General features: G+C 72.1%; 15 protein-coding genes and 1 pseudogene. 7 read left to right on the top strand and 9 right to left on the bottom strand.

Translation table 11 applies throughout. The features are described 5' to 3' along the window. Positions 1 to 7: 7 nt before the first annotated feature. Both CNQ36_RS07100 and CNQ36_RS07095 read right to left on the bottom strand, forming a co-directional pair. On the bottom strand, positions 8 to 2,041 hold the full coding sequence (locus CNQ36_RS07100; RefSeq protein ID WP_121545356.1) for an ATP-dependent DNA helicase: 2,034 nt from the start codon (positions 2,039 to 2,041) through the stop codon (positions 8 to 10). After that, positions 2,038 to 3,021, bottom strand: coding sequence for an aldo/keto reductase (locus CNQ36_RS07095; protein ID WP_121545355.1), 984 nt, complete (start codon positions 3,019 to 3,021; stop codon positions 2,038 to 2,040). Before CNQ36_RS07095 ends, CNQ36_RS07100 begins: the two co-directional genes overlap by 4 nt. Positions 3,022 to 3,443: 422 nt before the next feature. Here CNQ36_RS07095 and CNQ36_RS07090 point away from each other — a divergent pair, with 422 nt between their 5' ends. Beyond that, positions 3,444 to 4,499, top strand: a complete 1,056-nt coding sequence (locus tag CNQ36_RS07090) for an LLM class F420-dependent oxidoreductase (RefSeq protein WP_121545354.1) — start codon at positions 3,444 to 3,446, stop codon at positions 4,497 to 4,499. A gap of 259 nt (positions 4,500 to 4,758) precedes the next feature. Continuing rightward, a pseudogene (locus CNQ36_RS07085) lies at positions 4,759 to 5,544 on the top strand (ferritin-like domain-containing protein); the annotation flags it as partial. 62 nt (positions 5,545 to 5,606) lie between these two features. Here CNQ36_RS07085 and corA read toward each other — a convergent pair. After that, positions 5,607 to 6,602 carry a magnesium/cobalt transporter CorA gene (gene corA, locus CNQ36_RS07080; protein ID WP_121545353.1) on the bottom strand — a complete coding sequence of 332 codons (996 nt, stop codon included), beginning with the start codon at positions 6,600 to 6,602 and terminating at the stop codon, positions 5,607 to 5,609. A 62-nt stretch (positions 6,603 to 6,664) separates the two neighbouring features. Here corA and CNQ36_RS07075 point away from each other — a divergent pair, with 62 nt between their 5' ends. From CNQ36_RS07075 to mshC, 4 genes are all read left to right on the top strand, one after another. Continuing rightward, positions 6,665 to 7,351 (top strand): histidine phosphatase family protein, encoded by a 687-nt coding sequence (locus tag CNQ36_RS07075; RefSeq protein ID WP_121545352.1) that lies wholly within the window; start codon positions 6,665 to 6,667, stop codon positions 7,349 to 7,351. A 102-nt stretch (positions 7,352 to 7,453) separates the two neighbouring features. Then, a complete protein-coding gene (locus tag CNQ36_RS07070) occupies positions 7,454 to 8,044 on the top strand; it encodes a DUF3090 domain-containing protein (protein ID WP_004933378.1) in 591 nt (196 codons plus the stop codon). Then, positions 8,008 to 8,841, top strand: coding sequence for an SCO1664 family protein (locus tag CNQ36_RS07065; RefSeq protein WP_206278434.1), 834 nt, complete (start codon positions 8,008 to 8,010; stop codon positions 8,839 to 8,841). The genes CNQ36_RS07070 and CNQ36_RS07065 overlap by 37 nt, the downstream gene beginning before the upstream one ends. A gap of 103 nt (positions 8,842 to 8,944) precedes the next feature. Beyond that, on the top strand, positions 8,945 to 10,174 hold the full coding sequence (gene mshC / locus CNQ36_RS07060; RefSeq protein ID WP_121545350.1) for a cysteine--1-D-myo-inosityl 2-amino-2-deoxy-alpha-D-glucopyranoside ligase: 1,230 nt from the start codon (positions 8,945 to 8,947) through the stop codon (positions 10,172 to 10,174). 74 nt (positions 10,175 to 10,248) lie between these two features. On the opposite strand, the gene CNQ36_RS07055 is transcribed toward mshC, so the two are convergent. From CNQ36_RS07055 to CNQ36_RS07030, 6 genes are all read right to left on the bottom strand, one after another. Next, positions 10,249 to 11,235, bottom strand: coding sequence for a PAC2 family protein (locus tag CNQ36_RS07055; protein ID WP_121545349.1), 987 nt, complete (start codon positions 11,233 to 11,235; stop codon positions 10,249 to 10,251). A 161-nt stretch (positions 11,236 to 11,396) separates the two neighbouring features. Further along, complete coding sequence (locus CNQ36_RS07050; protein WP_121545348.1) at positions 11,397 to 12,068, bottom strand: FadR/GntR family transcriptional regulator; 672 nt, start codon at positions 12,066 to 12,068, stop codon at positions 11,397 to 11,399. A 132-nt stretch (positions 12,069 to 12,200) separates the two neighbouring features. Next, positions 12,201 to 13,817, bottom strand: a complete 1,617-nt coding sequence (locus tag CNQ36_RS07045) for a glycerol-3-phosphate dehydrogenase/oxidase (protein WP_004933390.1) — start codon at positions 13,815 to 13,817, stop codon at positions 12,201 to 12,203. A gap of 18 nt (positions 13,818 to 13,835) precedes the next feature. Beyond that, positions 13,836 to 15,374: a glycerol kinase GlpK gene (glpK, locus tag CNQ36_RS07040; RefSeq protein ID WP_004933393.1), complete on the bottom strand. Its 1,539-nt coding sequence runs from the start codon at positions 15,372 to 15,374 to the stop codon at positions 13,836 to 13,838. 57 nt (positions 15,375 to 15,431) lie between these two features. After that, the gene (locus CNQ36_RS07035) at positions 15,432 to 16,226 is read right to left on the bottom strand and encodes an MIP/aquaporin family protein (protein WP_004933396.1); all 795 of its coding nucleotides are present in this window, start codon (positions 16,224 to 16,226) and stop codon (positions 15,432 to 15,434) included. 334 nt (positions 16,227 to 16,560) lie between these two features. Beyond that, positions 16,561 to 17,325, bottom strand: a complete 765-nt coding sequence (locus CNQ36_RS07030) for an IclR family transcriptional regulator (protein ID WP_121545347.1) — start codon at positions 17,323 to 17,325, stop codon at positions 16,561 to 16,563. A 301-nt stretch (positions 17,326 to 17,626) separates the two neighbouring features. Here CNQ36_RS07030 and metH point away from each other — a divergent pair, with 301 nt between their 5' ends. Further along, entirely contained in the window at positions 17,627 to 21,139 is a 3,513-nt protein-coding gene (gene metH, locus CNQ36_RS07025) for a methionine synthase (RefSeq protein ID WP_121545346.1), read from the top strand. Positions 21,140 to 21,170: the final 31 nt, after the last annotated feature.

Raw genomic sequence — 21,170 nt, 5'->3', positions numbered from 1 at the left:
GCCCGTCTCAGCCGTCCGCCACCGGAACCTGCGGCGCCAGCAGCACCGGCAGCCGGGTCGTCCGCGGCTTCGCCGCCACCTCGGCCACCGCACGCGGCAGCGCCTGCTCCACTCCGTGCACCACGGACAGATGCCGGTCGGCCCTGCTGAACGCCGTGTACACCCAGGGCCGGCTGAGGGCCCCCGCGGCGTCACCGGGCAGCACCACGACCACCGCGGGCCACCGGCAGCCCACGGCCTGGTGCGCGGTGAGCGCCCAGCCGTGCCGCACGGAAGACTCCACCCGCTCCCTCGGCACCACGATCCGCTCGCCCGCACACTCCAGGTGCAGCCCCTCACCGTCGGCCGTCACCACGCGGCCCGGCAGCGTACGCCCCGGAGCGGGGGAGTGGACGACGCGGTCACCCGGGTCGAACCCGCCGAAGCGGCCAGGACCCGGGTTCAGCCGCTCCTTGAGCGCCGCGTTCAGCGCGCGCGTACCGACGGCGCCTCCGTGCCCCGGGGTGATCACCTGGGTCTCCTCGGCCGGCACCCCGATCGCGCGCGGCACCGAGTCCACCACCAGCTGGACGGTCCGGTGCACGGCCTCGCCCGCGTCCCGCACCGGCACGATCACGACCTCCTTGCCGGGCGCCGCCACCTGGTTCAGCTCGCCGACGCCGATGCCGGAGACCAGCTCACCGAGCGGCCCGGGATCCGGCCGCCGGGAGGCGACCTGCGGGCACGCCCGCGCGGCCAGCAGATCGGCGAACACCCGCCCGGGCCCCACCGACCACAGCACCCCCGGATCACCGGCCAGCACCAGCCGGGCCCCGTCCGGCAGCGACTCCGTCAGCAGCGCGGCGGCCTCGACGTCCAGCTGAGGCGCGTCGAGCACCACCAGCAGGTCCACGTCCAGCGCCCCGTCGGCGTCCCGCCCGGGCCCCTCGGCCCCGGACAAGAGCCCCGCCACGGTGGCGACCCCCGCCCCCTCGTCCCCCAGCAGGGCGGCGAACCGGGCGCGCCCCACCGGGCCGTGCGTGACGGCCCAGACGCGCAGCCCGAGACCTCTCGCGGCGCCGACCAGCGCAGCCGGCTCGGCCAGCGAGGCCTCCCCACCGGTGTGCAGCACGAGCCCGTGACCGGCGACCGCCCGGATCAGGTCCCCCGCGGAACCTCCCGCCGAGGCCGCCCGCTCCCACTCCTCGCCCGCCCCGTTCCCCCCGGGCGCGGAGTTGACCAACCGGGCCAGCCCGTCGGCCAGGCTCTCCTCGGCCATCGCGAACCGCTCCAGCCCCACCAGCACCCGCACCGGAGGCTCCTCGTCCTCCCCGGCGGCTTCACCGACCGCGTCCTGGAAGACCAGGACGTCCCCCTCCGCGATGGCGTTCTGCACGGCCTCCTCGGGCTCCGGCACCCCCTGCCGCCCCAGCGCGGTGACCAGCGCCGGCATCTCCAGCGCGGTGTGCCCGGAGAGCGCGGCCCGGTCCAGCAGCCACACGGTGACGGCCCGCCCCCGCCGGTCGTCGTCCGGCCCGGCCTCGCCGCCGAGCAGCGCCCGCGCGAACGAGTCGGCCTGCTCGGGCAGCACCCCGGGAACCCGCAGCAACTGCCAGGGATCGGCGCCCAGCACCGCCGCGGCACCCTCCCCGAGCACACCGGCGGCCGGTCCGGCGAGCCCTTCCGGCGCACCTCCCCGGACCAGCACCCCCCTCACGTCCTCGACGGCGCCCGCGTCCGGCACCCGCTCACCCGGAGCGGCCGGCGCCACCCTGCGCACGGGTTCGGGAGCGGGCCGCCGCGGCGCGGGCCCGGGCTCCTCGAACACGGTGGCGGCCGGCTTCTCACCGCTCTCCACGGCACGGACCGCGGCCAGCAGATCGGCGGCGGTGCCGCTCAGCTTCGCCCCGGCCGTGATCGGCCCCTGCCGCTCCGCCTTCCGCCGCTCGATCCGCTCCCGCTCCACGCGCTGCGCGGCCAGCTCGGCCTCCGCCTCGGACGCCCCGGCAGGCGTCCCCGGCTCCTCGGCGTCCTCCGCGGTCTCGGGCGGGTCCGTGCTCACAGCGTGCTCCAGTCGTGATCGGGATAGCGGTGCACGGGCGCCGACACGTCGTCGAGAGCCCGGCAGATCTCGTCAGGAAGACTAAGCGCCTCCACTGACAACGCCGCCGTGAGCTGCTGCGCGTTGCGCGCGCCGACGATGGGGGCGGTCACGCCCGGCCGGTCCCGCACCCATGCGAGGGCGACCTGGAGCGCGGTCACGGCGAGCCCGTCCGCCGCGGTGGTCACGGCGTCCACGATCCGGCCCGCCGTGTCGTCGAGGTACGGCTCGACGAACGGCGCCAGGTGCTCCGAGGCGCCGCGGGAGTCCGTCGGGGCGGAGCCATTCCGGTACTTGCCGGTGAGCACGCCCCTGCCGAGCGGGGAGGACGGCAGCATTCCGATCCCGAGATCGACGGCGGCGGGCAGCACCTCGCGCTCCACACCGCGCTGCAGCAGCGAGTACTCCATCTGCGTGCTCGCCAGCCGGGTCCGCGCCGGCGCGGCCAGCTGCCAGGTCGCCGCCTTGGCCAGCTGCCACCCGCAGAAGTTGGACACACCGGCATAGCGCGCGCGGCCGCTGCCGACGGCGACGTCCAGCGCCTGGAGCGTCTCGTCCAGCGGGGTGACGGGGTCGTAGGCGTGGATGTGCCACACGTCGACGTAGTCGGTGCCGAGGCGGGCCAGCGAGGCGTCCAGCGCGCCGAGCAGGTGTCCGCGGGAGCCGTCGACGCGGCGGTCGGGGTCGGGCACGCTGCCGGCCTTCGTCGAGATGACGAGGTCCCGGCGGGGTACGAGCCCGTCCATCAGCTTGCCGAGCAGATACTCCGACTCGCCGTCGCCGTACACGTCGGCGGTGTCGACGAGGGTGCCGCCGGCTTCCCAGAACGTCTTCAAGAGATCGGCGGCGTCGTGCTCGTCGGTGTCCCGACCCCAGGTCAGCGTCCCGAGTCCGATGCGGGACACACGCAGGCCGGTGCGGCCGAGATGCCTCTGCTCCATGGACGCCGAGATTACTGGCCACAGCCTTGAGTGTGGGGAGCCTGTGGACAACGGATTTGACCGACTGCCCGGCGTTAGTGCGGGCCGGGGGGTGTTCGCGCAGCCCGGCGCTTACGGGGCGCCGTCGCGCCCACCCGTGCCGCCCTACGGCACGACTGCCCGCGGCTGCCCGCGGCTGGCGGCGGGTGCTGCCCGCGGAGTGCGGCGGATGGTCGCGTACGGCGCGGAGGGGGCGGGGTGGGGGTGGCCGCCCGCAGTGGCTGGCGCGTCCGCACCCCGCACCCCTTCCAGCCGGCACAGTCGCGCCAGTCCGAGGACGGCCACCCCCACCCCGTCCCCGCCCCACCCCCCACCCCGGGGCGCACCACAGGTATAGGGTCTCCGCACAAGCGACGTTACTCATCGGTAAGGGGAGACCCGTCATGCAGCTAGGCATCAACCTCGGCTACTGGGGTGCCGGAATGGACGCGGACAACCTCGCCGTGGCCCAGGAGGCGGACCGCCTCGGCTACGCGGTCTGCTGGGCCGCGGAGGCCTACGGCTCCGACGCCGCCACCGTACTCACCTGGGTCGCCGCCCAGACGCACCGCATCGACGTCGGCTCGGCGATCTTCCAGATCCCCGCCCGCCAGCCCGCGATGACCGCGATGACCGCCGCCACCCTCGACTCCCTCTCCGGCGGCCGCTTCCGCCTCGGTCTGGGCGTCTCCGGCCCCCAGGTCTCCGAAGGCTGGTACGGCGTCAAGTTCGACAAGCCCCTCGCCCGCACCCGCGAGTACGTGGAGATCATCCGCAAGGCCATGACCCGCGAGCGCCTCTCCTACGAGGGCGAGCACTGGACCCTCCCCCTCCCCGGCGGCCCCGGCAAGCCGATCAAGCTCACCGTGCACCCCGAGCGCGAGCGCATCCCCCTCTACATCGCCGCCATCGGCCCGAAGAACCTCGAGCAGACCGGCGAGATCGCCGACGGCGCCCTGCTGATCTTCCCCTCCGCCGACCACCTCGAGGACACCGCCGTCAGGCACATCAGGGCGGGCCGCGAGAAGGCCGGCAAGACCCTCGAGGGCTTCGACATCTGCCCCACCGTCCCCCTCGCCGTGGGCGACGACAAGGACGTCAGCACCCTCGCCGACACCTTCCGCCCCTACACCGCGTTGTACGTCGGCGGCATGGGCAGCCGCAAGCAGAACTTCTACAACCAGCTCGCCCAGCGCATGGGTTACGAGCGCGAGGCCGCCGAGATCCAGGACAAGTACCTGACCGGCGACAAGCAGGGCGCGGCCGCCGCGGTCCCGCACGACCTGATCGACAAGACCACCCTCCTCGGCTCCGTCGACCGCATCGCCGACCGGATGAAGGCCTACGCCGCCGCCGGAGCCACCACCCTCACCCTCGCCCCGGCCGGCTTCACGCTCGACGAGCGGCTCGCGTCCCTGCGCGCCGGCACCGAGGCCCTGGAGCGCGCCGGTCTCGCATAGCCCCCACGGCCGTGGTGGGGGCTCGGGGGTCCTCCCCGCCACGGCCGTCACCCACAACAACGCCCGCGCACCCACCCGGTTACGCTCCCGGGCCCCCTCTCCCGTACTCCTTTCGGCGGAGTTCCCCGCCCCACCTGTTGCCGGACCCCGTCCCGCGCACTTGACTCGTTCTTTGCAGAAACCCGGACCGCGGAAACCCGGAACAACGGACCCCCACAACTCCGGACCGCGGCAGCCTGCGGAGAGGCGGCAGCCCACCATGCTTTCGGCCAAGAGTCTGTTCCAGGAAATCCTCGACAACGACGAGTCGTTCGCCCTGTTCTGCTCCATCGCCGCGAGCGGCGAGTCGCAGGGCGGCTGGGAGAACGCCCGCATCGCCGCGCTGGTCCCCGACACCCAGCGCGACCTCGCCCCCAAGATCGTCAGGCACGGCGCCGACGAGGACAAGCACGGCCGCATCTTCAGCGCGCTGATGAAGAAGCGGGGCCTGCGTCCCGTCCCGGTCCCCCCGGAGACCGACTACACGATGCTCCTCGAACAGAACGGCATCGGTCTCGCCCACGACAAGCTCAAACGCGACGAACCCCTCACCCTGCCGGACATCGTCACCTACCTCGCCCACAGCAGGGTCACGGAGCAGCGCGCCTCCGAGCAGATGGACCTGCTCCGCAAGCACTTCGCCGACCACCCCGACCTCGGCCGCGCGGTCAGGATGATCTCCCACGACGAGGACAACCACCTCGCCTACTGCCACGAGGAACTGCTCCGTTTCGCCCGCGCCGGGCACGGCCGCGCCATCCAGCGCACCCTCCGCGAGTGCGCACTCGCGGAGATCCGCGTCTACCGGGACGTCAGCCTGGCCGTGATGGCCCACATGGGCCGCATCCTCGGCTGGCCGAAGCCCAAGGCGGCGGTCCTCGCCGCCGGCATCCACGCGGTGTACGCCTACGAGCGTCTGGCCGGCTGGCGCCGCATGGTCTCCCTCAGGATGCCCGACCGCCGCAACGCCCTGGACGGCCCGGCGAACCCGGAACCGGAGTTCGCGTATCCGCCACCCGACCCCACCCCACACCACCCCAACCCACGCACCCACTCACTCACCCGCCCCTACATCCACCCCCGCCGCTTGAACTGGCGATACAGCAGCACCTCCAACACGGCCATCACCACGATCACCACCGGATACGACCACTCCCACCGCAGCTCCGGCATGTGCTCGAAGTTCATCCCGTAGATCCCCGCGAGCATCGTGGGGATCGCCGCCATGGCCGCCCACGCGGAGATCTTCCGCATGTCGTCGTTCTGCCGCACGCTGATCTGCGCGAGATGCGCCGAGAGGATGTCCGACACCAGCCGGTCCAGCCCCTCCACGGACTCGTTCACCCGCGTGAGGTGGTCGTGCACGTCACGGAAGAAGGGCCGCGCGCCGTCCCGCACGAACGGGACCGGCGCCCCGTACGTGCCGACCCCGGCGAGCCGCGTCATCGGCAGCGCCAGCGGCCCGGTCGCCCGGCGGAACTCGAGGATCTGCCGCTTGAAGTCGTAGATCCGCGACGCGGTGTGCCGCGAACCCCCGCTGTCCGGGAGGAAGACCTCCGTCTCCAGCTCCTCCAGATCGTTCTGCAGTTCCGTCGCCACCTCCAGGTAGTGGTCGACGACGGCGTCGGCGACCGCGTACAGCACCGACGTCGGCCCCTCGCCCAGCAGATCGGGCTCCCGCTCGAGCCGCTGCCGCACGGCCTTGAGCGGCGTGCCCTCCCCGTGCCGCACGGTCACCGCGAAGGAGTCGCCCAGGAAGATCATGACCTCGCCGGAGGAGACGGTGTCGCTCCGCGGCTCGTACACCACCGGCTTGAGGACCACGAAGAGCGAGTCGTCGTACACCTCCAGCTTGGGCCGCTGATGGGCCTTGAGGGCGTCCTCGACGGCCAGCGGATGCAGCCCGAACTCCTGCGCGACCAGGTCGAACTCGTCCGCCGACGGCTCGTGCAGCCCGATCCAGACGAAACCCCCTGCCGCCCGCGCCTCGTCCAGCGCGTCGGAGAAGTCCCGGGGCCCCTCCGACCGATGCCCCTCCCGGTAAATGGCACAGTCGACGATCACGAAGCACCTTCTCCTTTCCCGCGACGGACGCACCGCGCACCGGTGCGCCTACCCTGGGCCGCATGCCCACGTTGCTCCTGGTCCGGCACGGACGCTCCACCGCCAATACCGAGGGACTGCTCGCCGGCTGGACGCCCGGCGTCGCCCTCGACGACCGCGGCGCCGCGCAGGCGGCCGCACTGCCGGGGCGGCTCGCCGAGCTGCCGCTGGCCGAGATCGTCACCAGCCCCCTCCAGCGCTGCCAGGAGACGATCCGGCCGCTCCTGGAGGCACGACCCGGCCTCGTCCCGCACACCGACGACCGCGTCGGCGAATGCCACTACGGCGACTGGTCCGGCCGCAAACTCGCCGAGCTCAAGGACGAGCCCCTGATGGAGGTCGTGCAGGCGCACCCCTCCGCGGCGGCGTTCCCCGGCGGTGAGTCCATGCGCGCGATGCAGACGCGCGCCGCCGAGGCGGTGCGCGAGTGGAACGCGCGCGTGGAGCGCGACCACGGCGCCGACGCCGTGTATCTCGTGTGCTCCCACGGCGACATCATCAAGTCGCTCGTGGCGGACGCGCTCGGACTTCATCTCGACCTCTTCCAGCGGATTTCCGTTGAACCGTGTTCCATCACCGCGATCCGTTACACCCGGCTGCGCCCCTTCCTGGTCCGCCTCGGCGACACCGGCGACTTCGCGTCCCTGGCGCCGCGCGAGGAACCGCCCGCCGGCGACGCCACGGTCGGGGGCGGCGCGGGCGCACCGTGATCGTCGGCCGCAGTAGGGTGAAGCGGTCGCGTCAGTGCGTCCCCGTTTCGCACAGCCGCCCGTACCCCCAACGCCCGCCACAACTCTCAATGGAGTCAGGACGTGTCCCGTCAGGTGTTCCTCTACGACCAACCGGAACGTTTCGTGGCCGGTACGGTCGGACTGCCAGGGCGCCGTACGTTCTTCCTCCAGGCCACCGCCGGCTCCCGGGTGACCAGCGTGGCCCTGGAGAAGACCCAGGTCGCGGCGCTCGCCGAGCGCATGGACGAACTGCTCGACGAGGTCGTACGCCGTAGCGGCGGCAGCGCCTCGGTGCCCGCCGTGGTGCCCGCCGAGATCACCGACACGGCCCCGCTGGACACCCCCGTCGAGGAGGAGTTCCGCGTCGGTACCATGGCGCTGGCCTGGGACGGCGAGGACCAGCGCATGATCGTCGAGGCGCAGGCCCTCGTCGAACTGGACGCCGAGTCCGAGGAGGACCTCGCCGAGGCGGAGGAGCGGCTGCTCCAGGACGAGGAGAACGGGCCCCCGATGCTCCGCGTCCGGCTCACCGGCACCCAGGCCCGGGCCTTCGCCAAGCGCGCCCTCGACGTCGTCAACGCCGGGCGGCCGCCCTGCCCGCTGTGCAGCCTCCCGCTCGACCCGGAAGGACACGTATGTCCGCGCCAGAACGGATACCGCCGCGGGGCGTGACGGCCGTCGACCCGGCCGCCGCCGTGCTGCTCGCCGAGGGCGAGCTGACCGTGCGCGGCCGCATCCGTGAGGCGTCGAACGCGGCGCTGTACTGCACCGTGGCGCACGAGGGCCGGGAGGCCGCGTGCGTCTACAAGCCGGTCGCGGGGGAACGGCCCCTGTGGGACTTCCCCGACGGCACCCTCGCCGGGCGCGAGGTGGCGGCGTACGAGGTCTCCCGGGCGACCGGCTGGGGGCTCGTGCCCCCGACCGTGCTGCGCGACGGGCCCTACGGCGAGGGCATGTGCCAGCTGTGGATCGAGACCGCACCGGGCGCGGAACTCCTGGCCCTGGTCGACGGCGAGGAGCCCGAGCCGGGCTGGCGGGCGATCGGCTTCGCCGAGGTCGGTGAGGGCCGTACCGCGCTGCTCGTGCACGCCGACGACGAGCGGCTGCGCCGCCTCGCGGTGCTCGACGCGGTGATCAACAACGCCGACCGCAAGGGCGGGCACCTGCTGCCCACCGCGGAGGGCCGGCTGTACGGCATCGACCACGGCGTCACCTTCAACGTCGAGGACAAGCTCCGCACCCTCCTCTGGGGCTGGGCGGGGGAGCCCCTGACCGAGGACGCGCTGGACGTCCTCGGGAGCCTCGCACGGGCCCTGACGGACGACGGCGCCCTCACCGCCGCGCTCGCCCCCCACCTCACCCCCGCGGAGATCGACGCCACCCGCGCACGCGTCGGCGCCCTCCTCACCGCCGGCACCCACCCGGAGCCCGGCGGCGACTGGCCCGCCATCCCCTGGCCACCGGTCTGACGGGGTCCCAAGCACGCCGGACGACGCCGCGCAAGAGCGCCTTCCCGGTCATCCGGACCGCTCCGGTTCGTATCTGGAACCCCGGTCCGGTTACGCTCATGACATGCATGCCTGGCCCGCTTCCGAGGTCCCCGCCCTGCCCGGTCAGGGCCGCGACCTGAGGATCCACGACACCGCGACCGGGGACCTGGTCACCCTTGACCCCGGTCCCGTCGCCCGCATCTACGTCTGCGGCATCACCCCCTACGACGCCACCCACATCGGACACGCGGCCACCTACAACGCGTTCGATCTGGTGCAGCGTGTGTGGCTCGACACCAAGCGGCAGGTTCACTACGTCCAGAACGTCACCGACGTCGACGATCCGCTGCTGGAGCGGGCCGAACGCGACGGCCTCGACTGGACCGCCCTCGCGGAGCGCGAGACCGCGCTGTTCCGTGAGGACATGACGGCGCTGCGGATGCTGCCCCCGCGGCAGTACATAGGCGCCGTGGAGGCGATACCCGGCATCGTCCCCCTCGTCGAACGGCTGCGCGAGCTCGGCGCGACCTACGAGCTCGACGGCGACATCTACTTCTCCGTCGAGGCGGACCCGCACTTCGGCGAGGTCTCCCACCTCGACGCCGCCGCCATGCGGCTGCTGTCCGCCGAGCGCGGCGGCGACCCGGAGCGTCCGGGCAAGAAGGACCCCGTCGACCCCATGCTCTGGATGGCGGCCCGCGAGGGCGAGCCGAGCTGGGACGGCGGCTCCCTCGGCCGGGGCCGCCCCGGCTGGCACATCGAGTGCGTGGCCATCGCCCTCGACCACCTCGGCATGGGCTTCGACGTCCAGGGCGGCGGCTCCGACCTGGTCTTCCCGCACCACGAGATGGGCGCCTCGCACGCCCAGGTGCTCACCGGCGAGTTCCCCATGGCCAAGGCGTACGTCCACGCCGGCATGGTCGCCCTGCACGGCGAGAAGATGTCCAAGTCCAAGGGCAACCTGGTCTTCGTGTCCACGCTCCGGCAGGACGGCGTGGACCCGGCGGCGATCCGGCTGGCGCTGCTCGCCCACCACTACCGCGCCGACTGGGAGTGGACCGACCAGGTCCTCCAGGACGCCGTGACCCGCCTGGACCACTGGCGTGCCGCGGTGTCCCGCCCCGACGGCCCGCCCGCCGACGCGCTGGTCGAGGAGATCCGCGAGGCGCTCGCGGGCGATCTGAACGCCCCCGCGGCGCTGGCCGCCGTCGACCGCTGGGCGGTGCTCCAGGAGGAGAGCGGCGGCACGGACATCGGCGCCCCCGGCGTCGTCTCCCGCGCGGTGGACGCGCTGCTCGGCGTCGCGCTGTAGGACGCGGCGAGGCAGGAAGAAGGGGCGCCCCGTCCTCACGACGGGGCGCCCCTTCTGTCGGTCCTCCGACCCGCTCAGTCCTCCGACGACTCCTCGCCGTCCGAGTCCGCCTCCGGCTTCGGCGGCTTCGGCGGGCGGGTGCGCCCGCCCGGGCTGTCCCGCCGGTACGACGTGCCGTCCGAGCCGTCGGCCGTGGCGTGCCCGCCGGGCGGACCCGACGCCCCGTCGCGGCGCCGCAGATAGCGCTCGAACTCGCGGGCGATCGCCTCGCCCGACGCCTCCGGCAGCTCGGCGGTGTCCCGGGCCTCCTCCAGCGTCTGGACGTACTCGGCCACCTCGCTGTCCTCAGCGGCCAGTTGGTCCACGCCCACCTGCCAGGCACGCGCGTCCTCGGGCAGTTCGCCCAGCGGGATGCGCACGTCGATCAGGTCCTCCAGGCGGTTGAGGAGGGCCAGCGTGGCCTTCGGGTTGGGCGGCTGCGACACATAGTGCGGGACCGCCGCCCACAGCGACACCGCGGGCACGCCGGCGTGCGTGCACGCCTCCTGGAGGATGCCGACGATGCCCGTGGGGCCCTCGTACTTGGTCTCCTCCAGGTCCATGCGGCGGGCCAGGTCCGGGTCGGACGTGGTCCCGCTGATCGGGACCGGCCGGGTGTGCGGGGTGTCGCCGAGCAGCGCGCCCAGCACGACCACCAGTTCCACGCCCAGCTCGTGCGCGAAGCCGAGGATCTCGTTGCAGAACGAGCGCCACCGCATGGACGGCTCGATGCCCCGGACCAGGACCAGGTCGCGGGGCTTCTCGCCGCCGACCCGGACCACCGACAGCCGCGTCGTGGGCCAGGTGATCTTGCGGACCCCGCCGTCCATGAACACCGTGGGGCGGTTCACCTGGAAGTCGTAGTAGTCCTCGGCGTCGAGCGCCGCGAACACCTCGCCCTTCCACTCCCTGTCCAGATGCCCGACCGCGGTGGAAGCGGCGTCACCGGCATCGTTCCAGCCCTCGAACGCGGCCACCATGACCGGGTCGATCAGCTCGGGCACCCCCTCGAGCTCGATCACCCAGCGCCTCCTTCCGACGTGCCCTCGCGTACGCCCCAACCTTACGGCGTGCCCACGGGGCGTCCGCAGCCCCCTCACGGGGGGACTGCCCCATCACTGCCCCGTCGGGCACACGGAAACACCCGGCGGTGATCCGCGGCACTCCGGACGGAAGCGGCTGTTCACAGCGTGGAGCGCAGCCACTGCTCGACGCTCGCGATGTGCACCGTCGCCCAGGACCGCGCCGCCTCCGCGTCCCGGTTCCGCAGCGCGGCGAGGATCGCCCGGTGCTCGCGCAGGGTACTGCCGACCGCGTCCTCCTGGGTGAGCCCGCGCCAGATCCGGGCCCGGGTGGTGGGACCGGACAGACCGTCCAGCAGCGAGCAGAGCACGGAGTTGCCGGAGCCGCGCACGATGCTCCGGTGGAACTCCAGGTCGGCGGCGACCAGGTCCTCCACCGGCGGCTCGTCACCGAGCCTGTCCAACTGCTCCGACAGCGCGTCCAGTTGCTCCTCGTCGAGCCGGGTGGCCGCGAGGGCCGTCGCGGCCGGCTCCAGGATGCGGCGCACGGCGAGGAACTCCAGGACCGTGTCGTCACGGTGGAAGTCGACGACGAAACTCAGCGCCTCGAGCAGCAGTTGCGGGTCCAGGCTGGTCACGTAGGTGCCGTCGCCCTGCCGCACGTCCAGGATGCGGATCAGCGACAGCGCGCGCACCGCCTCGCGCAGCGAGTTGCGGGACAGTCCCAGCTCGGCCGCGAGCTCGCTCTCCTTCGGCAGCCGGGCGCCGGGACGCAGCGCACCCGAGACGATCATCCCCTTGATCTTCTCGATCGCCTCGTCGGTGACTGCCATACCGCGCCTCCCTGCCCCCAGACCTCCGATGTATCCAGCCCATTATGTCGGTACGGGAGGAGGGCGGCTCCGCCGGTGCGGAGCCGCCCTCCTCCCCGGTCCCGGCTCCCCTGCGGGAGGCCGGGGCGCCGGCTACTTCTTGTCGAGCACGTCCTGGACGTCGGCGCGGATCTCGTCCGTGGCCAGGCCCCGGATCGTCAGCGTGGTGCGGCGGCGCAGCACGTCGTCCGCGGTCTCCGCCCACTCGTGGTCCCGGGCCCAGACGACCTGCGCCCAGATCTCCGGGGCGTCCGGGTGGACGCGCCGGGCCAGCGCCGGGTCCTCGTTGGCCAGCCGGGCGATGTCGAAGGCCAGCGAACCGTAGTGGGTGGCCAGGTGCCTGGCGGTGTCCGCCGCCATCCGGGGACCGGGCGCCGGGCCGTCCACCATCAGCCGGTGGGCGACCGCGCGGGGGTTGGCCACGCCCGGCAGCGGCAGCTTCTTCGGCAGCGAGGCCACCGGCTCGAAGTCGTCGCCCAGCGGGTGCCCCGGCAGTTCCTGCAGCTTGCGCATCACCGTACGGCCGATGTGGCGGAACGTGGTCCACTTGCCGCCCGCGACGGACAGCATGCCGCCCCGGCCCTCGGTGACGACCGTCTCCCGCTTGGCCTTGGCCGTGTCCCCGGGACCGCCCGGCAGCACCCGCAAACCGGCGAAGGCGTACGTGATCAGATCGCGGTCGAGCTGCTGGTCGCGGATGGAGAACGCGGCCTCGTCGAGTATCTGCGCGGTGTCCTTCTCGGTGACGGCGACGTCCGCCGGGTCGCCCTCGAACTCCTCGTCGGTCGTGCCGAGCAGCAGCATGTCCTCCCAGGGGAGGGCGAAGGTGATCCGGTACTTGTCGATCGGCGTGGCCAGCGCGGCCCTCCACGGCGAGGTCCGCTTCAGGACCAGATGAGCGCCCTTCGACAGCCGGATGGACGGCGCGGCGTCCGCGTCCTCCATGCGGCGCAGGTGGTCGACCCACGGGCCGGTCGCGTTGAGCACCAGCCGGGCGTTCACCCCGAACTCGTCGCCACTCAGGCGGTCGCGCAGTTCGGCGCCGGTGACCCGGCCCCGGGTGAAGCGCAGTCCCGTCACCTCGGCGTGGTTGAGGACGACCGCGCCGGACTCGGCCGCCGCGCGGACCGTCATCAGCGCCATGCGCGCGTCGTTCATCTGGTCGTCGCCGTACACGGCCACGGCCTTGAGGTTGTCGGTGCGCAGCTCCGGCACGTCCTGCGCGGCCTTGGCGGGGGAGAGCAGGTGGCCGACGCCGTCGCCGAAGGCGGACAGCGCCGAGTAGGCGAAGACGCCGGCCCCGAGCTTCGCCGCGCCGTGCGGCCCGCCCTTGTACACGGGGAGGTAGAACGTGAGCGGGTTCGCCAGGTGGGGGGCCACCTGGCGGGAGACCGCACGGCGCTCGAAGTGGTTCTCCGCCACCAGCTTCACCGCGCCGGTCTGCAGGTAGCGCAGACCGCCGTGGAGCAGCTTGGAGGAGGCGGAGGAGGTGGCGCCGGCGAAGTCGCCGGCGTCCACCAGGGCCACCCTGAGGCCGGACTGCGCGGCGTGCCAGGCGGTGGAGATGCCCAGGATGCCGCCGCCGATCACGAGAAGGTCGTACGACGCCTTGGAGAGCTGCTCCCGGGTCTCGGCACGGCTCGGGTTCGAGCCGGACGCCGGGTGCGTCCCCAGGGCAGGCACGGACTGCAGGGTGGACTGGGTGGTCATGGCGGTTCTTGCTCCTCGTCAGTCTTCGTCGGCGATCCAGCCCATGGTCCGCTCGACGGCCTTGAGCCAGCTCTTGTACTCACGGTCGCGGGTCTCCGCGTCCATGCGGGGGGTCCACTCGGCGGCCCGCCGCCAGTTGGCGCGCAGGTCGTCGGTGCTGTTCCAGAAGCCGACGGCGAGGCCGGCGGCGTAGGCGGCGCCGAGGCAGGTGGTCTCGGCGACCATCGGACGCACCACGGGGGCGTCCAGGAAGTCCGAGAGGGTCTGCATCAGCAGGTTGTTGGAGGTCATGCCGCCGTCGACCTTGAGGGCGGCCAGCTCCACGCCGGAGTCCTTCGTCATGGCGTCGGCGATCTCCCGCGTCTGCCAGGCGGTGGCCTCCAGCACGGCGCGCGCGAGGTGCGCCTTGGTGACGTACCGGGTCAGGCCGGCGATCACACCGCGGGCGTCGGAGCGCCAGTACGGGGCGAACAGGCCGGAGAAGGCCGGGACGAAGTAGGCGCCGCCGTTGTCCTCGACGGAGAGCGCGAGGGTCTCGATCTCGGCGGCGGTCGAGATCAGGCCCATCTGGTCGCGCATCCACTGCACCAGCGAACCGGTGACCGCGATCGAGCCCTCCAGGGCGTAGACCGGCTTCTGGTCGCCGATCTGGTAGCCGACCGTGGTCAGCAGTCCGCTGTAGGAGTTGATGATCTTGTCGCCGGTGTTCATCACCATGAAGGTGCCGGTGCCGTACGTCGACTTGGTCTCGCCCTCGGCGAAGCAGGTCTGGCCGAACAGGGCCGCCTGCTGGTCGCCCAGCGCGGAGGCGACCGGAATGCCGCCGAGCAGGTCGCCCAGTCTGCCGCCCTTGATCTCGCCGTAGACCTCGGCGGAGGAGCGGATCTCCGGAAGCATCGTCAGGGGAACACCGATGGAGTCGGCGATCTTCCCGTCCCACTGCATGGTGTGCAGGTTCATCAGCATCGTGCGGGACGCGTTGGTGACGTCGGTGACGTGGTGGCCGCCGTCGGTGCCCCCGGTCAGGTTCCAGATGACCCAGGTGTCCATGGTGCCGAAGAGGATGTCGCCCGCCTCGGCGCGCTCCTTGAGGCCCTCGACGTTGTCGAGCAGCCAGCGGGCCTTGGGGCCGGCGAAGTAGGAGGCGAGGGGAAGACCGGTCTCCCGGCGGAAGCGGTCCTGGCCGACGTTGCGGCCGAGCTCGCGGCAGAGGGCGTCGGTGCGGGTGTCCTGCCAGACGATCGCGTTGTGCACCGGCTCACCCGTGTGGCGGTCCCACAGCACGGTGGTCTCGCGCTGGTTGGTGATGCCGATGGCCTTGATGTCGTCGCGGGTGATGCCGGCCTTCTCGACGGCACCGGCGACGACCTCCTGGACGTTGGTCCAGATCTCGGTGGCGTCGTGCTCCACCCAGCCCGGCTTGGGGAAGATCTGCTCGTGCTCCTTCTGGTCGACGGAGACGATGCGTCCGTCGCGGTCGAAGACGATGCAGCGGGAAGAGGTGGTGCCCTGGTCGATGGCGGCGATGAAGGGGCCGGCGGTGTGGGCGTCGGTCACGGTGTGCTCCTGGAGTTCCTTGGTTAACGGGGCAGTACGTAAGGCGCTGCTGCGGCGTTACGCGAAGGCGACGTTGTGGACACCGGCCGCGATGGCGCCGCCGATCAGCGGACCGACCACCGGGATCCAGGCGTAGGACCAGTCGGAGCCGCCCTTGTTGGGCAGGGGCAGCAGGGCGTGGACGACGCGCGGACCGAGGTCACGGGCCGGGTTGATCGCGTAACCGGTCGGGCCGCCGAGCGACAGACCGATGGAGACGACGACGAGTGCCGTGATCAGGCCGCCCAGCACGCCGAGGCCGTTGCCCGCGTCGTTCAGGCCCTGGGTGAGGATGGCGAGCAGCAGCACGAAGGTGCCGATGATCTCCGTGGCGAGGTTCTGCACCGTGTGCCGGATCTCCGGACCGGTGGAGAAGATGCCGAGCACCGGGCCCGCGCCCTTCTCCTGGGCCTCGACCGCCTTGGCGGCGGTGTCCTGCGCTCCCGGGCCGCCGACGATCTCGCTGTCGGTGAGGTGCGCCAGGAACTGGCCGTAGTACGCGAGCCAGACCAGGGCCGCGCCGATCATCGCGCCGAGGAACTCTCCGGCGAAGTAGACCGGAACGTTGCCCCACTCGCCGTCCTTGATGGCGAGCGCCACGGTGACGGCCGGGTTGAGGTGGGCGCCGGAGAGCGGTCCGGCGATGTAGACCGCCGTCATGACGGCGAAGCCCCACCCGAAGGCGATGGCGAGCCAGCCGGCGTTACGGGCCTTGGAGGCCTTCAGCGTCACGGCGGCGCACACACCGCCGCCGAGCAGGATGAGTATGGCGGTACCTATGGTCTCGCCGATGAAGATGTCGGAGCTGGACACCCGCGACTCCTTTGTCCTTCGTCCAGGGAGCCGACCCCCGGGTCCCACCGGGGATTGGCGCCCTCAGGGGTGAGAGCGATGCCGGCCCATGGCGTTGTCACACTCTAACGCGTATTGCCGGTAGGTGTTCGACAATGCCGACCGATGGACGGGAGTCTTTCCCGACGTCAGGCGGGCGTCAAGAGTTTGGTTATCGAAAACGCGATCGTTATTGATCGCCACGAGTTATCGATCTTCAGGCGGTTCTGTACCCATGTGACCGGCATGAGGGCCTCCGGGTACGCCCATGACCGGAATGCCGCACGGCATCCCGGTCGAAGTTCTCCTGTTCCGCTCAGAACCGCCCGGCGCCCAGGTCCCGCGACACCGCGCGGGCGCAGTCCCGCACCGCCGCGATCAGCTCGGGCCGCAGCTCGCCCTCCCGGCGCAGCCGCTCCACCGCCCCCGTGATGCCCACCGCGCCCACCGGCATGCGCCGCCGGTCGTGGATGGGGGCGGCGACGGCGGCGACGCCCTCCCAGGTCTCCTCCACGTCCGCCGCGTAACCCCGCGCACGCGTGAGGTCGAGGATCTGCTCGAAGGCGTCCGGATCGCACACCGTGCGGTCGGTGAAGGCCGTGCGGTCGGCCTCCAGGGCCTCGCTGTGGGCCACCGGGTCGTAGGCCGACAGCACCTTGCCGAGCGCCGTGGAGTGCAGCGGCTGCATGGCGCCTATCTCCAGGACCTGCCGGCTGTCGTCGGGCCGGAAGACGTGGTGCACGATCAGCACGCCCCGCTGGTGCAGCACGCCGAGATGGACGCTCTCGCCGCTGGAGCGGGCCAGGTCGTCCGTCCACACCAGGGCGCGCGCCCGCAGCTCGTGCACGTCCAGGTACGTGGTGCCCAGGCGCAGCAGCTCGGCGCCCAGCTGATAGCGCCCGGAGGCGTCGTCCTGCTCGACGAACCCCTCCTGCTGGAGGGTGCGCAGGATCCCGTGGGCGGTGCCCTTGGCGAGGCCGAGCGACGAGGCGATCTCCGACAGGCCGAGCCGCCGCTCGCCGCCCGCGAGCAGCCGCAGCATCGCTGCCGCCCGTTCGAGCGACTGGATGTTCCGTGCCATCGCCGTACTGCCTCCGTCCCCTTCGGCCCGTCGCCCCGTGACGCGCCGCTGCCACTGTTCGGCAATGCCGAACACTACCGGTCGATGCCGACCTCTCGCCAATGTTCGGTCGTGATCGGTTCCGTCACCCGTACTCCGTACGCCGGCCGCCGGTCATCATCGTCCGCCCCGTGGACGCCCTGAACATCGGGGCGAGGTCCCGGATACCCTGACGGGGTGCGCCCAGCCGGGGACGCTCCGACGACGGGTTTCCCGGGCAGCCGCAAAGCCGACAGCCGTCGCACCTGAGGGAGCCCCGTACATGGCCTCGTTGCCGCTGACCCCTTCCGCCGACAGCCGGACCCGTGTGTCCGCCCTCCGCGAGGCACTCGCCTCCCGGGTGGTGGTCGCCGACGGTGCCATGGGCACCATGCTCCAGGCACACGACCCCACCCTCGCGGACTTCGAGAACCTCGAGGGCTGCAACGAGATCCTGAACCTGACCCGGCCGGACATCGTCCGTTCGGTCCACGCCGAGTACTTCGACGCCGGAGTCGACTGCGTCGAGACCAACACCTTCGGCGCCAACCTCTCCGCCCTGGGCGAGTACGACATCGCCGAGCGCGTCGTCGAGCTGTCCGAGGCGGGCGCCCGCATCGCCCGTGAGACGGCGGACGAGTACGCCGCCCGGGACGGCCGCGCCCGCTGGGTGCTCGGTTCGATGGGCCCCGGCACCAAGCTGCCCACCCTCGGCCACACCACCTTCGGCGCCATCCGCGACGCCTACCAGCAGAACGCCGAGGGCCTGCTCGCCGGCGGCGCCGACGCCCTGCTGGTGGAGACGACCCAGGACCTGCTGCAGACCAAGGCCTCCGTCGTGGCCGCCCGCCGCGCGATGGAGACCGCCGGCTTCGAGGTCCCCCTGATCGTCTCGGTCACGGTGGAGACCACCGGCACCATGCTGCTCGGCTCCGAGATCGGCGCCGCGCTCACCGCGCTGGAACCGCTGGGCATCGACATGATCGGCCTGAACTGCGCCACCGGCCCGGCCGAGATGAGCGAGCACCTGCGCCACCTCGCCCGCCACTCCCGCGTCCAGCTGTCGTGCATGCCGAACGCCGGTCTGCCGGAACTCACCAAGGACGGCGCGCGCTACCCGCTGTCCCCGGGAGAGCTGGCGGACGCCCAGGAGAACTTCGTCCGCGACTACGGCCTGTCCCTCGTGGGCGGCTGCTGCGGCACGACGCCCGAGCACCTGCGGCAGCTCGTGGAGCGGGTGCGCGGCCTGGCCCCCGTCGAGCGCGACCCGCGTCCGGAGCCCGGCGCCGCCTCCCTCTACCAGAGCGTCCCCTTCCGCCAGGACACCGCCTACCTGGCGATCGGCGAGCGTACGAACGCCAACGGCTCGAAGAAGTTCCGCGAGGCGATGCTCGAGGGCCGCTGGGACAACTGCGTGGAGCTGGCCCGGGAGCAGATCCGCGAGGGCGCGCACATGCTCGACCTCTGCGTGGACTACGTCGGCCGCGACGGCGTCGCCGACATGGAGGAGCTGGCGGGCCGGTTCGCCACCGCCTCCACCCTGCCCATCGTCCTGGACTCCACCGAGGTCGACGTCATCCGGGCCGGGCTGGAGAAGCTCGGCGGCCGCGCGGTGATCAACTCGGTGAACTACGAGGACGGCGACGGACCGGAGTCCCGGTTCGCCCGCGTCACCCGGCTGGCCCAGGAGCACGGCGCCGCGCTGATCGCGCTGACCATCGACGAGGAGGGCCAGGCACGCACCGCCGAGAAGAAGGTCGAGATCGCGGAACGGCTGATCGACGACCTGACCGGCAACTGGGGCATCCGTGAGGAGGACATCCTCGTCGACTGTCTGACCTTCACCATCTGCACCGGCCAGGAGGAGTCCCGCAAGGACGGCGTCGCCACCATCGAGGGCATCCGCGAGCTGAAGAGGCGCCACCCGAAGGTGCAGACCACGCTGGGTCTGTCGAACATCTCCTTCGGCCTCAACCCGGCCGCCCGCATCCTGCTGAACTCCGTCTTCCTCGACGAGTGCGTCAAGGCCGGACTGGACTCGGCGATCGTGCACGCGTCGAAGATCCTGCCCATCGCGCGCTTCAGCGAGGAGGAGGTCCGCACCGCCCTCGACCTCATCCACGACCGCCGCAGCGAGGGCTACGACCCGCTGCAGAAGCTGATGGCGCTCTTCGAGGGCGCCACCGCGAAGTCCCTGAAGGCGGGCAAGGCCGAGGAACTGGCCGCGCTGCCGCTGGAGGAGCGCCTCAAGCGCCGCATCATCGACGGCGAGCGCAACGGCCTGGAGGCCGACCTGGACGAGGCCCTGCAGACCCGCAAGGCCCTCGCCATCGTCAACGACACCCTCCTGGACGGCATGAAGGTGGTCGGCGAGCTCTTCGGCTCCGGCCAGATGCAGCTGCCGTTCGTGCTCCAGTCCGCCGAGGTGATGAAGACCGCGGTGGCCCACCTCGAGCCGCACATGGAGAAGACCGACGAGGCCGGAAAGGGCACCATCGTGCTCGCCACGGTCCGCGGCGACGTGCACGACATCGGCAAGAACCTGGTCGACATCATCCTGTCGAACAACGGCTACAACGTCGTCAACCTGGGCATCAAGCAGCCGGTCTCCGCGATCCTGGAAGCCGCCGACGAGCACAGGGCCGACGTCATCGGCATGTCCGGCCTGCTGGTCAAGTCCACCGTGATCATGAAGGAGAACCTGGAGGAGCTCAACCAGCGCGGCCTGGCCGCCGACTACCCGGTGATCCTGGGCGGTGCCGCCCTCACCCGCGCCTACGTCGAGCAGGACCTGCACGAGATCTACCAGGGCGAGGTCCGCTACGCCCGCGACGCCTTCGAGGGCCTGCGCCTGATGGACGCCCTCATCGGCATCAAGCGCGGTGTGCCCGGCGCCCAGCTGCCGGAACTGAGGCAGCGCCGGGTCCGCGCGGCCGCCGTCGAGATCGAGGAGCGCCCCGAGGAGGGGCACGTCCGCTCCGACGTCGCCACCGACAACCCGGTCCCCACCCCGCCCTTCCGGGGCACCCGCGTCGTCAAGGGCATCCAGCTCAAGGAGTACGCGAGCTGGCTCGACGAGGGCGCCCTCTTCAAGGGCCAGTGGGGCCTGAAGCAGGCGCGCAGCGGCGACGGACCGAGCTACGAGGAGCTGGCCGAGACCGAGGGACGGCCCAGGCTGCGCGGACTGCTGGACCGGCTCCAGACGGAGAACCTGCTGGAGGCCGCCGTGGTCTACGGCTACTTCCCGTGCGTCTCCAAGGACGACGACCTGATCGTCCTGGACGAGCGGGGCAACGAGCGCACCCGCTTCACCTTCCCGCGCCAGCGGCGCGGCCGCCGTCTGTGCCTGGCGGACTTCTTCCGTCCGGAGGAGTCCGGCGAGACCGACGTGGTCGGCTTCCAGGTCGTCACCGTGGGCTCCAGGATCGGCGAGGAGACCGCCCGGATGTTCGAGGCGAACGCCTACCGCGACTACCTGGAGCTGCACGGGCTGTCCGTGCAGCTGGCGGAGGCCCTCGCCGAGTACTGGCACGCGCGGGTCCGCGCCGAGCTGGGCTTCGGCGGTGAGGACCCGGCCGCGATGGAGGACATGTTCGCCCTGAAGTACCGGGGCGCCCGCTTCTCCCTCGGCTACGGCGCCTGCCCGGACCTGGAGGACCGGGCCAAGATCGCCGACCTGCTGGAGCCGGAGCGCATCGGCGTGCAGCTGTCCGAGGAGTTCCAGCTGCACCCCGAGCAGTCCACGGACGCCATCGTCATCCACCACCCGGAGGCGAAGTACTTCAACGCCCGCTGAGCGACGCGTACGGCGCTCAGCGGCCACACCA

Source organism: Streptomyces fungicidicus (assembly GCF_003665435.1).
Taxonomy (GTDB): Bacteria; Actinomycetota; Actinomycetes; order Streptomycetales; family Streptomycetaceae; genus Streptomyces; species Streptomyces fungicidicus.
The sequence above is the reverse complement of the archived record's forward strand: the minus strand, read 5'-3'. Positions and strand labels throughout refer to the sequence as shown.

What these genes read in the sequence shown, in the direction of transcription:
- CNQ36_RS07095 (WP_121545355.1), bottom strand. Translation starts at nt 3,021, where the DNA reads ATGGAGCAGAGGCATCTCGGCCGCACCGGCCTGCGTGTGTCCCGCATC.
- CNQ36_RS07090 (WP_121545354.1), top strand. Translation starts at nt 3,444, where the DNA reads ATGCAGCTAGGCATCAACCTCGGCTACTGGGGTGCCGGAATGGACGCG.
- CNQ36_RS07075 (WP_121545352.1), top strand. Translation starts at nt 6,665, where the DNA reads ATGCCCACGTTGCTCCTGGTCCGGCACGGACGCTCCACCGCCAATACC.
- CNQ36_RS07065 (WP_206278434.1), top strand. Translation starts at nt 8,008, where the DNA reads ATGTCCGCGCCAGAACGGATACCGCCGCGGGGCGTGACGGCCGTCGAC.
- mshC (WP_121545350.1), top strand. Translation starts at nt 8,945, where the DNA reads ATGCATGCCTGGCCCGCTTCCGAGGTCCCCGCCCTGCCCGGTCAGGGC.
- CNQ36_RS07050 (WP_121545348.1), bottom strand. Translation starts at nt 12,068, where the DNA reads ATGGCAGTCACCGACGAGGCGATCGAGAAGATCAAGGGGATGATCGTC.
- CNQ36_RS07045 (WP_004933390.1), bottom strand. Translation starts at nt 13,817, where the DNA reads ATGACCACCCAGTCCACCCTGCAGTCCGTGCCTGCCCTGGGGACGCAC.
- CNQ36_RS07030 (WP_121545347.1), bottom strand. Translation starts at nt 17,325, where the DNA reads ATGGCACGGAACATCCAGTCGCTCGAACGGGCGGCAGCGATGCTGCGG.
- metH (WP_121545346.1), top strand. Translation starts at nt 17,627, where the DNA reads ATGGCCTCGTTGCCGCTGACCCCTTCCGCCGACAGCCGGACCCGTGTG.